Annotated in this window: 13 protein-coding genes and 1 riboswitch; of the genes, 6 read left to right on the forward strand and 7 right to left on the reverse strand. The window is 66.0% G+C overall.

Going from position 1 to position 12611, the window contains the following annotated elements; genetic code table 11:
• Positions 1 to 8: 8 nt before the first annotated feature.
• Genes EB836_RS00745 through EB836_RS00755 form a run of 3 tightly spaced genes read right to left on the reverse strand, consistent with a single transcriptional unit; the run spans position 9 to position 3528 of the window.
• Positions 9 to 1130: a bifunctional 2-methylcitrate synthase/citrate synthase gene (locus tag EB836_RS00745; RefSeq protein WP_135537212.1), complete on the reverse strand. Its 1122-nt coding sequence runs from the start codon at positions 1128 to 1130 to the stop codon at positions 9 to 11.
• Positions 1127 to 2032 carry a methylisocitrate lyase gene (gene prpB, locus EB836_RS00750; RefSeq protein WP_135537213.1) on the reverse strand — a complete coding sequence of 302 codons (906 nt, stop codon included), beginning with the start codon at positions 2030 to 2032 and terminating at the stop codon, positions 1127 to 1129. Before prpB ends, EB836_RS00745 begins: the two co-directional genes overlap by 4 nt.
• Positions 2032 to 3528, reverse strand: a complete 1497-nt coding sequence (locus EB836_RS00755; RefSeq protein WP_135537214.1) for an MmgE/PrpD family protein — start codon at positions 3526 to 3528, stop codon at positions 2032 to 2034. Before EB836_RS00755 ends, prpB begins: the two co-directional genes overlap by 1 nt.
• Positions 3529 to 3722: 194 nt before the next feature.
• Between EB836_RS00755 and EB836_RS00760 the strand changes: the two genes are divergently transcribed.
• The 5 genes from EB836_RS00760 to EB836_RS00780 all read left to right on the forward strand — a co-directional run bounded on the left by EB836_RS00760 (position 3723) and on the right by EB836_RS00780 (position 8624).
• Positions 3723 to 4262 carry a DUF4916 domain-containing protein gene (locus EB836_RS00760; RefSeq protein ID WP_135537215.1) on the forward strand — a complete coding sequence of 180 codons (540 nt, stop codon included), beginning with the start codon at positions 3723 to 3725 and terminating at the stop codon, positions 4260 to 4262.
• A gap of 136 nt (positions 4263 to 4398) precedes the next feature.
• Positions 4399 to 5358, forward strand: a complete 960-nt coding sequence (locus EB836_RS00765; RefSeq protein WP_240689515.1) for a universal stress protein — start codon at positions 4399 to 4401, stop codon at positions 5356 to 5358.
• A 91-nt stretch (positions 5359 to 5449) separates the two neighbouring features.
• Positions 5450 to 5558, forward strand: a riboswitch (TPP riboswitch).
• 21 nt (positions 5559 to 5579) lie between these two features.
• Entirely contained in the window at positions 5580 to 6209 is a 630-nt protein-coding gene (locus EB836_RS00770; RefSeq protein ID WP_135537216.1) for an ECF transporter S component, read from the forward strand.
• The gene (locus EB836_RS00775) at positions 6209 to 7786 is read left to right on the forward strand and encodes an ABC transporter ATP-binding protein (protein WP_135537217.1); all 1578 of its coding nucleotides are present in this window, start codon (positions 6209 to 6211) and stop codon (positions 7784 to 7786) included. Before EB836_RS00770 ends, EB836_RS00775 begins: the two co-directional genes overlap by 1 nt.
• The gene (locus tag EB836_RS00780; RefSeq protein ID WP_240689516.1) at positions 7779 to 8624 is read left to right on the forward strand and encodes an energy-coupling factor transporter transmembrane protein EcfT; all 846 of its coding nucleotides are present in this window, start codon (positions 7779 to 7781) and stop codon (positions 8622 to 8624) included. The genes EB836_RS00775 and EB836_RS00780 overlap by 8 nt, the downstream gene beginning before the upstream one ends.
• Positions 8625 to 8641: 17 nt before the next feature.
• Here EB836_RS00780 and EB836_RS00785 read toward each other — a convergent pair whose 3' ends face one another.
• The 4 genes from EB836_RS00785 to EB836_RS00800 form a co-directional block, all read right to left on the reverse strand.
• A complete protein-coding gene (locus tag EB836_RS00785) occupies positions 8642 to 9205 on the reverse strand; it encodes a hypothetical protein (RefSeq protein WP_135537218.1) in 564 nt (187 codons plus the stop codon).
• Between the two features lie 56 nt (positions 9206 to 9261).
• Positions 9262 to 9582 carry a putative quinol monooxygenase gene (locus EB836_RS00790; RefSeq protein WP_135537219.1) on the reverse strand — a complete coding sequence of 107 codons (321 nt, stop codon included), beginning with the start codon at positions 9580 to 9582 and terminating at the stop codon, positions 9262 to 9264.
• 88 nt (positions 9583 to 9670) lie between these two features.
• Positions 9671 to 10273 (reverse strand): class I SAM-dependent methyltransferase, encoded by a 603-nt coding sequence (locus tag EB836_RS00795; protein ID WP_135537220.1) that lies wholly within the window; start codon positions 10271 to 10273, stop codon positions 9671 to 9673.
• 48 nt (positions 10274 to 10321) lie between these two features.
• The gene (locus EB836_RS00800) at positions 10322 to 11197 is read right to left on the reverse strand and encodes a LysR family transcriptional regulator (protein ID WP_135537221.1); all 876 of its coding nucleotides are present in this window, start codon (positions 11195 to 11197) and stop codon (positions 10322 to 10324) included.
• A gap of 179 nt (positions 11198 to 11376) precedes the next feature.
• Here EB836_RS00800 and EB836_RS00805 point away from each other — a divergent pair, with 179 nt between their 5' ends.
• A complete protein-coding gene (locus EB836_RS00805; protein WP_240689517.1) occupies positions 11377 to 12579 on the forward strand; it encodes an FAD-binding oxidoreductase in 1203 nt (400 codons plus the stop codon).
• Positions 12580 to 12611: the final 32 nt, after the last annotated feature.

A 12611-nucleotide genomic window follows, 5' to 3' on the forward strand; every position in this document is an offset into this window, starting at 1 on the left:
CGGACCTCTCAGCCCCGGTTGTCCGGGACCTCACGCTGGTCCTCACCGTCGTAAGCACTCAGGGGACGGATGAGGGCGTTGTTCGCCTGCTGCTCGAAGATGTGAGCGGTCCATCCGGTGATGCGGGCCATCACGAAGATCGGAGTGAACTGCTCGGTGTCGAAGCCCATCAGGTGGTAGGCCGGGCCCGAAGGGTAGTCGAGGTTGGGGTAGATTCCCTTGCGCTCGACGAAGTCCTCTTCGAAGGCGTTGTACAGATCGAGCAGATCCTTGGCGCCCTTGGCCTCGACCATGTCCTCGAAGGCCTTGCGCATGGTGGGAACGCGCGAATCGCCGTTCTTGTACACGCGGTGGCCGAAGCCCATGATCTTCGCCTTCTTGGCCAGCGCCTCGTCGATCCAGGCCGAAGCCCTGTCGGCGGTGCCGACCTCTTCGAGCATCGCCATGACCGCTTCGTTCGCGCCGCCGTGCAGGGGGCCCTTGAGCGCACCGACGGCACCAGCGACGGCCGAATACAGGTCGGACGTCGTCGAGGTGATCACGCGGCTGGTGAACGTCGAAGCGTTGAACGAGTGCTCGGCGTAGAGGATCATCGACACGTCGAAGCAGCGCACGACCTCTTCGGTGGGAACCTCGTCGAAGACCATCTTGAAGAAGTTCGCGGCATAGCCGAGATCCCTGCTCGGAGCGACGGGATCGAGGCCGTGACGGCGACGGTGGTCGATGGCCACGATCGTCGGCAGCTGCGCGTAGAGGCGCTCGGCCTTGGCCAGGTTCGCCTCTTCGCCCTCGACATCGGCTTCGGGGTCGACGGCGCCGAGGTAGGCCACGGCCGTCTGCACGACGTGCATCGGGTGGCAGTCCTTCGGCAGGTCGAGAATGAGCTGGATGAGCTTGTCGTCGATGGCACGCTGGGCGCGCTCACGCTCTTGGAATTCCTCCAGCTGAGCCTCGGTGGGCAGTTCGCCGTTCCAGATGAGGTAGGCGACGTCCTCGAAGCTGCGCTTGGCGGCGAGCTCCTGGACGGGGTAGCCGCGGTAGGTCAGCGAGTTCGTTTCCTGGACTACTTTCGAAACGGCCGTGGTGTCGACGACGACGCCGGCAAGGCCCTTCTTGATTTCTTCGGTCACTGGTGACCCTCCTGTGAGAAGTTGAATACTGCGGCGTCAAAATCGTTGTACGCAGCGTAGTCGATCGTGTCGTACAGGTCCGCACGGGTCTGCATGCCCTCGAGCAGGTCCACCTGAGTGCCCTTGTCCCGAATGGTCTCCAGGCCCGTCTTGATCGCACCCATGGCGATGCGCAGAGTCGTGACCGGGTAGATCACGAGCTTGACTCCCGCATTCGCCAGCTGCTCTGTTGTGAACAGTTCGCTCTTTCCGAATTCCGTCATGTTCGCCAGGATCGGCACATCGACGGCCGACGCGAAGGTCTCGAACTCGCCGAGGTCGCGCATCGCTTCGGGGAAGATCATGTCCGCTCCCGCATCGACGTAGGCCTTGGCCCGGTCGATGGCGGCGTCGAGACCTTCTCCGGCGCGAGAGTCCGTGCGGGCGCAGATGACGAAGTTCTCATCGCGACGGCCCTTGACCGCCGCTTTGATCCGCTTGGACATCTCGGCCGCGGTCACGACCTCCTTGCCGTCGAGGTGGCCGCAGCGTTTCGGATTGACCTGGTCTTCGAGGTGCATGCCCGAGATCCCTGCGTCCTCGAACTCCTGGACGGTGCGGGCCACGTTCATGGCTTCGCCCCATCCGGTGTCGGCATCGATGAACGTCGGCAGGTTCGTCACTCGCGCGATGTTGCGTCCGTGGTCGGCCACCTCGGTGAGCGTGGTCAGCCCGATATCGGGCAGACCCATGGCCGCGGAGAATGCACCGCCGGAGATGTAGACGCCTTCGAAACCGGTCTGCTCGATGATCTGAGCGTTGATCGGGTTGATGGCGCCGGGGAACTGGACGATCTTGTCGCCGGCGAGGAGTTCGCGGAACTCAGCGCGACGCTCGGCCGGGGTTGCCTGTGCGCCGAGCATCAGAAGATGCCCTTCGATCCGCTGTGCTCGAGTCCGTCGACGACGAAGCTGAGTTCGCCCACACCCGAGGCATCGAGGTTCTCGAGGTTCTCAGCGAGGTCGAGGAACCGGGCCTGCTCCGCATCGGAGATGACGCCCTCGGCGAGGGTCTTGAACTTCTCGATGTAGTTCGCCCGGGCGAAGGGACGCGCACCGAATGGGTGGGCATCGGCCACGGCGATCTCGTCGGTCAGTGTCGATCCGTCGTCGAACTCGATCTCCACGCGGCCGCCGAAGGCCTTCTCGTTCGGGTCGGTCGAGTGGTAGCGACGGGTCCACTCCGGGTCCTCGGTGGTTTCGATCTTGTGCCACAGCTCGACGGTGTCGGGACGACCGGCGCGCTCGGGAGCGTAGGAGTGCTCGTGGTGCCAGCCCTGGTCCTGCATGGCCACGGCGAAGATGTACATGATCGAGTGGTCGAGGGTCTCGCGGCTGGCCTTGGGATCCATCTTCTGCGGATCGTTCGCGCCGGTGCCGATGACGTAATGGGTGTGGTGCGAGGTGTGGATGACGACGCGCTTGATCTTCGTCAGATCCTCGATCTGTCCGCCGAGCTTGCGCGCAAGGTCGATGAGCGCCTGCGCCTGGTACTCGGCCGAGTGCTCCTTGGTGTAGGTGTCGAGGATCGCACGCTTCGCTTCGCCCTGGCCCGGCAGCGGGACGGTGTAGCGGGCCTCGGGGCCGGAGAGGATCCAGGCGATGAAGCCGTCTTCGCCTTCGTAGATCGGGTTCGGTGCCCCTTCACCGCGCATCGCACGGTCGACGGCCTCGACGGCCATCTTCCCGGCGAAGGCGGGAGCATGAGCCTTCCAGGACGAGATCTCGCCCTTGCGCGACTGACGGGTCGCGGTGGTCACGTGCAGCGCCTGCTGGACGGCCTGGAAGGTGACCTCGGTGGGCAGGCCGAGCAGCGCGCCGATGCCGGCCGCCGCGGAGGGACCGAGGTGGGCGACGTGGTCGATCTTGTGCTCGTGCAGGCACATGCCCTTGACCAGGTCGACCTGGATCTCGTAGCCGGTGGCGATGCCGTTGATGAGGTCCTTGCCGCCGATGCCCTTGTGCTGGGCGACCGCGAGGACGGCCGGGATGTTGTCGCCGGGGTGCGAGTATTCGGCAGCGAGGAACGTGTCGTGGAAGTCGAGTTCACGCACGGCCACACCATTGGCCCAAGCGGCCCATTCCGGAGAGAAGCGATCGGTCACGGGCAGACCGAAGATGTTGGCACCCGGGTTGAACGGATGAGCCTGCGCCTGCTCACGAGCGTGCGTCGGAGCGGAGCGGCGCACCGAGGCGGCTGCCACGGCGGCGTTGTCGATGATGCGGTTGATGACCATCTCGGTGACGTCTGCGTCGACCGGCGTCGAGTCGGATGCGACTTCGGCGATCTTCCAAGCGAGCTGATCTTCGCGAGCCAGGTTCTCTGAGCTCTTATGAGTGCGGACTTCATGATTGATCATGGATACCCCTTCATAGTCCTTGACCGGAACTGGTCGTCAGGTGCTGACCCCACTGTAGGTCACGGCACTCGGCAGATCTCTGCCGGTCGGAGATTTATCTCGACATCAAGATATTTTACCCGATGTGTGCGCTGGTTCACCAACAGGGTCCGATGCCTCTTCTGCACCGACCCCCGATATGGGACGATTGCCTCATGACCCGCACTGCATTGGACTTCGATGAGAACTGGTTCGACGATGCGGAGTTCGCCCGCCTGCGCAGACGGATCCCCATCCCCTACGTCAACGCGATCCCCGTGCGAGTCGGCGAGGCCGGCAACGTCGAACGCATCGGACTGCTGCTGCGCAGCCTCGAGGACGGAACCCTGGGCCGCGAGGTCGTGGGCGGGCGCATCCGCTTCCACGAATCGATCCGCTCCGCGCTCATGCGGCACGCCGAGAACGACCTCGGCCCGATGGCGCTGCCGGTCATCCCGCCGTCGATCTCCCCGTTCCACATCGCCGAATACTTCCCGACCGAAGGCTCCGGCCTCCTCCACGACCCCCGGCAGCACGCGATCTCGATGTGCTTCGTCCTCGAGGTCCGCGGCGAGTGCACTCCACGAGCCGATGCCCTCAGTCTCGACTGGCTGACCCCCGAGGAGACCCTGCGCCCCGACATCACCAGCGAGCTCTGCCACGGTCAGGATTTCATCCTCAAGGCCGCGCTCACCCATCTGGGCTTCCCGGTCTGAGACTGCGGTTCTCACAGACACCATTTTCTACATTCCGTAGAATAACCTTGGTAGACTGGTGGCGACGCAGACGATACCGCTGGTCGGGGCCGTCGTCGGCGTCTGGGTTGGCCAGGCCCCGAGGGAGAGGTTCGAGATGTCTGCCCAGTCCCCAATGCCCGAGTCCCACACCCCCGAAACACGTCCGGCTGATGCCCGGCCGTCCGAGTCCGGTCTCAACCGGGAGTTCGGCGTCCTCGTCGGCTTCGACGGCTCCGAACTCGCCGGTCTCGCGGTCCGCTGCGGCGCGCTGGAAGCCGAACGACGCAAGACCACGTTGACCGTCGTGACCGCATATCCGCTGCCGACGATGATCTACCCGAACATGGCGTCGATTCCCAGCGAGCCCGAGGACGCGATAGCGAAGCAGGAAGCGGAGAAGATCCTCGCCGAGGCGGTCGAACTCCTCCGCGATCATCCCGGAGAGAAGAGCTTCCGCACCGTGCCCGGCGATGCGGCCGGCTCGCTCATCGCGCTGAGCACCGATGCCGAGGTCATCATCCTCGGCGCGCGGGGCCGAGGCGGCTTCATGGGCCGCGTCCTCGGCTCGGTGTCCACCGCCGTGCCGGCTCACGCTCACTGTCCGACGATCGTCGTCCCCCACCATGCCGCGAACGCCGAGGCGGACGGACCGGTGGTCGTGGCCGTCGACGGTTCGGACACCGGCCGGGTCGCCATGGTCACCGCGGCCGCCGAAGCCGCCCTGCGCCGAACAGCACTCGAAGTCGTCGCGGTGCTTCCGGCGGGAGAGGAATGGCTCTACTGGTACCCCGAGCTCGAGCTCAGCTCCGAAGTCACGGGACGGCGGCAGAAGCAGATCGCTGCCGGACTGGAGGAAGAGATCGCGCAGCTGTCCGAGCAGTTCCCGGATCTCGAGGTGTCCTCCTCGGTGCCGGTCGGTGACCCCACGCAGACGCTCGTCGAGATCAGCGCCAGGGCGCAGCTGACGGTGATGGGCACGCGCGGACGAGGACGGTTCCGCAGCGTCCTGCTCGGCTCCGTCTCACGCGGAGTCCTCAATCATGCCGAGGGCACGGTGATGGTCGTCCCGAGCTGACAGCAACGGCACCTGACAGCGCGGCGGCACCTGAGGGTCCGCGGACCGGACAGCTCCGTGCCGGGGCCCGCTCTCCCCTGTTGTACAGTGGTGGCTACGACAGGGGAGCGCCGTCAGGGGCGCTGAGAGTGCAGAAGAAGCTGCAAACCCTCGAACCTGATGCGGCTAGGACCGCCGAAGGAAGTCGAGACTCTTCACCCCTCCTTGTATGAGGAGGCACAATGCCGAAAACCACCACACCGAAAACCACCTCCGCCGCGGCGACCGCACACACCAGGGCTCCGAAATCGAAGCAGTGGCGGGTCGTGGACTATGTCACCACCGCCGTGCTCGGCATCGCCGTCGGGCTCGTGTTCTGGGTGTTGGCGCTGAGCTGGAAGGTCCTCGAACTCGCCTTCCAGGCCTTCCCGCCCTCTATCGGGCTCATCGCCGGCCTGTGGGTCCTCGCCGGCCCCTTGGCCGCTGCGATCATCCGCAAGCCCGGAGCCGCGCTCCTGTGCGAACTCATCGCCGCCATCGTCGAGGCGGTCCTCGGCTCACACTTCGGAACCACCGTGCTGCTGTCCGGGTTCATTCAGGGCCTCGGTGCCGAACTCGTCTTCGCCGCCTTCGGCTACAGGCGGTTCACGCTCTGGATCACCGCGCTGTCAGGGGTCGTGGCCGCGGCGTTCATGGCTGTGAGCGAGAACATCATGTACAACGCCGAATGGCAGTTCGGCTATCAGGCGATCTACGCGGTGTGCGCCATCGTCTCCGGCCTCGTCCTCTCCGGCATCGGCGCCTGGTACGCGTATCGGGCGATCGCAGCCACCGGGGCGCTGAGCTCGTTCGCCTCCGGTCGCCTGCGCTGATGGCACTGCCGATCACGGCACGCGGATACTCGTGGACGCATGCCGATCGCGATACACCGGCTGTCGGGCCCCTCGACATCGACATCGCCGCGGGTGAGAAGGTCCTCCTCCTCGGCCCCTCGGGGGCCGGCAAGTCGACTCTGCTCCATGCCATCGCCGGCGTCCTGCCCGAGGAGTCCGGCGAGTCCAGCGGTGAGCTCCTCGTCGGCGGCGAGGCTCCGAATCCTCGCCGAGGCGGCACCGGACTGGTCCTGCAGGATCCCGATTCGCAGGTGATCTTCTCCCGCATCGGCGACGATGTCGCCTTCGGGATGGAGAACCTCGGTCTGCCCGCCGAGACCATCGAGGCTCGGATTCCCTCGTCTCTGCGTGCCATGGGACTCGACCTGCCCGCCGAGCATCCGAGTGCGGCGCTGTCCGGCGGGCAGAAGCAGCGTCTGGCTCTGGCCGGCATCCATGCGATGTCGCCGGAGATCATCGTCCTCGACGAGCCGACGGCCAATATCGATCCGTCTTCCGCGCCCGGCGTCCGTGATGCCGTCCTTGCCGTGCAGGCCGAGACTCAGGCGACCATGCTCGTCGTCGAACACCGCGTGGGGCTGTGGCTCGATCACGTCGATCGGGTGATCGTGCTCGGCCGGCAGGGAATCCTCGCCCAGGGCGCTCCGAGTCGGGTCTTCGGTCATCCGAATCTCTCAAGCGTTCTCATCGAGTGCGGCATCTGGGTGCCCGAGGCCCCCTCACTATCCCGCGATGACCGTACCCGGTCGCTGAGCGGATCCGTCCGGACCGGTGGTGAGCCCGAACGGTCACGGGTTCTGTCCGACCGGGCGGACGACCGCCTCGGCGAGGTGCTGCTGCGCACGGAGGAACTCAGCGTTGCGCGACCGCGGATGCGCGCGCCCGCAGTCGCCGGCCTCGATCTGAGTCTGCGCGCCGGGCAGGCGCTCGGCCTCGTCGGCCCGAACGGGGCCGGGAAGTCGACGACAGCACTGACCATGGCCGGGCTCATTCCCGAATTCGCCGGTGCGGTCCACGCCGAGGCAGAGCTGCGTGACGGGCTCAGACGCACCCGCCCCTTCGCCTGGCCTTCTGCTCAGTTGGCCCCGCGCATCGGGATGGTCTTCCAGGAACCCGCGCATCAGTTCCTCGCCTCCAGCGTCGCCGGCGAACTCGAACTCGGTCCGCGACTGGCCGGCTGGTCGAGTGCCGAGATCACGTCACGAGTGGATGACCTGCTCGTGTCACTCGGTCTGGCCGAACTCTCGCAGGCGCACCCGCAGAGCCTGTCCGGAGGAGAGAAACGGCGCCTGTCGGTGGCGGCCATGATGGCACCGCGACCGCGAGTCCTCATCGTCGACGAGCCGACCTTCGGTCAGGATGCGCTGACGTGGGCGGGACTTGTCGAGATGTTCCTCGATGCTCTCGCGCACGGATCTGCGGTCGTGGCGGTCAGTCACGATCAGGCGTTCCTCGAGGCGATCGGGGCCGATCTCCTCGATCTCGGCGACCACGGTGGTGGGGCCGCGACAGTGTCCGCCGACGTCCAGGTCAGGGCCGGTGATCGCGGTGAGTGAACGACTCGCGCGGGTGCGCTCCTCCCCCACCGAGGCGGCCGTTCCGGATCCGGGCCAGCTCATTCCCGTCATGCGCAGCACCCTCGTGGTTCGGTGCAACCCGCTGACGAAGATCGGGGTGGCGCTCATCCTCATGGTCGGGGCTCTGCTGAGCATCGATCTGGTCTCGGCCGGAGTCGTCTTCGTCTTCTGCCTTCTTGCCCTTCCGGCCACGGGTCTCGACCTGTCGGCCGCGGCGAAGAGACTGTGGTTCCTGCCTGCCGGCGCCCTGCTCGCGGCCTGGGGTACCGCCTTGCTGGCGGAGAAGACCGGACCCGTCGTCGTCGACTTCGGACCGATCCTATTCACCACCGGATCGCTGTCCGCGGCCGCCGCGATCTTCCTCCGGGCTCTGGCCCTGGCGATTCCGCTCATCGTGCTCGCCTCGACGATCGATCCGCGCGACCTGTCCGATGCGCTCATCCAACATCTGCGCCTGCCCGAGGTGGTCGTGGTCTCTGTACTTGCCGCCTCGCGGCTCCTCGGACTCCTGGTCAGCGAATGGCAGGTGCTGTCGATGGCGCGGCGAGCCAGGGGTGTGGCCGGAGGTTCGCTGCTGCGGAGGACTCACAGCCTCTTCAGCGGGGTGTTCGTCCTGCTCGTAGTCTCGATTCGTCGCGCCACCACACTGGCGATGGCGATGGAGGGCCGTGCGTTCGGTCGTCCCGGCCGGACATGGCGCAGGCGCTCACACTTCGGGATCCGGGATCTCGTGGTCGTGCTCATCAGCCTGGCCGTCTGTGCACTGGCGATCGTCGCCGCGCACCTGCTGGGGACCTGGAATCCGATCATCGGCTGAAGCTGAGCCGAAGCGCTTCAGTCCCGGGCCGACGGGCCTGCGAGCCGGCTGAGAAAGTCCTTGCCGAAGGCCCGCCATTCTTCGAGAGCGTCCGGGCTCGGCAGCTTCGAGGTGGTGAGGACGACGAGAGTCTTGTCGTCGCTCTTCGCCTCGGCGGCGACTTCGACCTTGATCCCGCCGTCGAGGTCCGCTCGCCAGAAGGAGCGCTTCGCGGTCTCGGAGGTGCGGGGTTCTCCCTCGAGGGCCGCTCCGTTGAGAGTGCCGTCGACGAAGGAGGCGAACTTCGCGATGAGGTCGCTGCGCTGACCGGAAATCGTGCGGGAGACAGCCACGTCGAAGGTGCCGTCGGCACGCTGCCCCGGCACCCGCCGACCGATCTCCTGCTCGTAGGCGACGACTGCACCTTGGACCCACCAGCCGTGGTTGTCGACTTGGCCTTCGAACTGCGGATAGAGAGCGTCGGCAAGTTCTCTGTGACTCGCCGACGCTCCCCCGGCCGCCTCGAGGCGAGCGCGGGTGTCCTCCCACTTCTCGCCGAGGGCGGTCTCGATCGCCGGAATGTTCATCCCTCTGGTCGCCATGGCAGAAGTCTAATCTCTGCGGCGCCCAATAGCGACGGTTCAGGCCGGTCCGGCGATCAGTCGATCTTGAGTTCGCCCATCTCGTCCCAGCCTTCGCCGTCGATCTTGCGGGAGATGATCTTCGGGGTCGAGGCCAGGTGCGGGCGCATCGCTTCGAGCCCGGCAGCGAAGTGATCGCTCGTGACATGCGGTTCGGCACCCTCGTCGGTGAATGCTTCGACGAGGACGAACTCGTTCGGGTTCTCCAGGCTCTTCGACCATTCGAAGAAGAGATTGCCCGGTTCGGCCCGGGTCGCCTCGGTGAAGGTGCGCACTGCCTCGGGGAACTTCTCGACGCTTTCGGGTTTCACGTCGTACTTCACAACGATGAAGATCATGGGATTCTCCTTCAGCTCTTTGGTGGATGGTTCGTCTTCAGCCTAGTTCGGTCGACCGCACGAATCGACTGGACGCAGCGAGAACGCCTCACAGTCGTGTGGCGATGAGGACGAGGAAGTCGCTGCCGGCGTCGAAGGGGTGCAGTTCCCAGGTGGAGAACCTCTGATCGACGAACATCCCGGTGGCCCTGAGATCGTCGGCGAAATCATCGAAATCGTAGCCGCGTCCGGCGCCGAACCCGGACACGAAGCGGCCGCCGTGCTTGAGCGTGGACTTGATGTTGCTCAGGGTCTGCCGGCGGGAGGCCGGGTCGAGGAAGGCGAGCACATTGCCGGCGCAGAAGGCCACGTCGATCTCATCGATCCCGGTCCCTGCGAAATCGAAGTCGGCGAGATCGCCGGTGTGCCATTCCCCGCTTGGGTAGTCCTCCTCGGCGACGGAGATGAGGAATTCGTCGAGATCGACGCCGTATACAGTGTGCCCTTCTTCGATGAGCAGACCGCCGGCCCGCCCCGTGCCGCAGCCGGCGTCGAGGATCCGAGCTTCGCGCGGAGCCATCGCGTTGACGAGTCGGGCCTCTCCCCCGATGTCGTGCCCGGCGGCGACGTGTTTGCGCCACATCTCGGCATAGTTCGCCGAATGCTCAGGGTTGACCCTGCGGACCTGGTTCCACTTGTGATCGAAGCTCATGGCCTCATCCTAGGACGATTTCACAGCTCCCGACGTCGAGGTCGGTGCTCACACGAACACTTCGGCGATGACCGCGGCCACGGCACTGACCGGATCGCTCGGGTCCGGGGAGGTGAGCACGATGATCTCACGCCCTCCCGCCTCGGCGACGGGATGCAGATCGACATCGGGCCCGCTCAGGGACATCATGATCGGCGTCGCCAGGGTCAGGCCCAGCCCGGTCCCGGCGAGTGCAAGGGCGACCGCGGTGTCGGTGACGATGTGCGTCTCCTTCGCATTGATTCCCAGCGCCGAGGTGGCCAGACGCATCGCTCGGCCGAAGAGCTCCTCGGCCGGTGGGAGGATCCAATCCGCCTCGGCCAGTTCCGTCTCCCCCGGTCGAGGCCGGCCGGTGGGCACGACGATGCCGAAGTCCTCCTTCGCCACCGCCTCCCAGCTCAGCCCGCGCATCGGCGGCAGCGGCACCGCCGGATAGTTGATCCCGATCCCCAGATCGATGACTCCGTCGATGACGGCCGCTGACATCGACTCCACATTGATCTCCCGTGCCCGGACCTCGATGTGCGGGTGGCGCTGCGCCAACCGGTGCACGACTTGCGGCAGCGCTGTCATCGATGCGGATCCGAACACGCCGAGGGTGACGATCGCTTCGCTGCGGAAGTCGCGGCCGAGCATCGCCATCTCGGCCTGCTTCTGGGCGGCGAGGATGTTCCGTGCACGCGGCAGCAGGGTGCGCCCGGCCTCGGCGAGGATGAGCCCGCGGCCGCGGCGGACGAACAGTTCGGAGTCGACGACCTTGCGCAGTGCGGCGATGTGCTGGGACACCGCGCCCACGCTGTAGCCGAGGTGGTCGGCTGCGCGCGTCATCGATCCCAGTTCGGCCACCGCGACGAAGGTGCGCAGCTGCCCGAGTGTCCACGTCATGGAGGCATCCTAGCTGTCTTTAGGTTTCCTCAACAGAGTGTTCACAAACTCTCTCTTGTCCTTAACTGTGAGGGCGAGCACAATGGGGGAAAGTCGCAGTCCGCCGACATCGACGTCGGCGTCTTTCGCCTCTGCGGCGGCCAAAGGCGGTCGCCGCGGGGGCAGACAGGGAGGTCACAGTGGAGATCCCGACCGCACCGAACACGGATCCGACCACGCCCGAAGGGGTACCGGCGAGCGCATCGGTGGTCATCATCGGCGCGGGAGTGATGGGCGCGGCCATCGCCTTCCACCTGGCCGAACGAGGCGTCGAAGACGTCGTCATCGTCGAACGCGACACTCCCGGCTCCGGTTCGACGTCGAAAGCGGCAGGAGGTGTGCGCTGCCAGTTCTCCGACGAAGTGAACATCGCCTTGGCCGCGCACGGCCTCGAGGTGCTGCGGAACTTCGAAACCGATTTCGGAGTCGACATCGACCTCGTGAGCAATGGCTATCTGTTCCTCCTCGACTCCGAGGAGTCCGCGCAGGCCTTCTCCGAGAATGTGGACCTGCAGCAGCGGATGGGACTCGACTCGCGCATGCTCACCGTCGCTGAGGTGGCCGAACTCGCCCCGTACGTGAACACCGAAGGGCTCGTGGCCGGGGCGTTCAACCCCGGTGATGGCCATTGCACCCCCGAGGCGGTCGTGTCCGGGTACATCACGGCCGCTCGCGAACGCGGCGTGCAGGTGCTCAAGGACTGCGAGGTGACCGGATTCGAGACCTCAGCCGGACCCGACCGTGAGGTCACCGCGGTGGTGACGGACCACGGCACCATCGCCTGCACCCAGGCCGTGTGCGCGGCCGGTGCCTGGTCCGGACTCATCGGAGACCTGGCCGGGGTCGATCTTCCGGTGAAGCCGCTGCGACGGGAGATCATGGTCTCGGAACCGGTCGACTTCGACACGACCGGGATGCCCTTCACCATCGACTTCACGACCAGCTACTACGTCCACCCGGAAGGTCCCGGTCTGCTCTTCGGCTGCCCCGATGAGGTCGATGACTGGTCGTTCAATGACAAACGGGACCCGAATTGGCTGACCACCCTGGCCGAACGCATCGAAGCCCGCACGCCCGCGCTCATCGATGTGGAGGCCAAACGCGGATGGGCGGGACTGTACGAGATGACTCCGGACCACAATGCGCTCATCGGTGAGGCCGAAGAGCTGACGGGATTCTTCTACGCCTGCGGGTTCTCCGGCCACGGTTTCCTCATGGGGCCGGCCGTCGGGGAGGTCGTCGCCGACCTCATGACCGGCCGCACCCCCTTCGTCGACGTGACCCCGATGGACAAACGCCGTTTCATCACCACCGGACTGCGCAAGGAGCTCAACGTGGTCTGAACGCCCCACCCCACATACCTTCCTGCACCACC

Source organism: Brevibacterium sp. S111 (genome assembly GCF_004745075.1).
Taxonomy (GTDB): Bacteria; Actinomycetota; Actinomycetes; order Actinomycetales; family Brevibacteriaceae; genus Brevibacterium.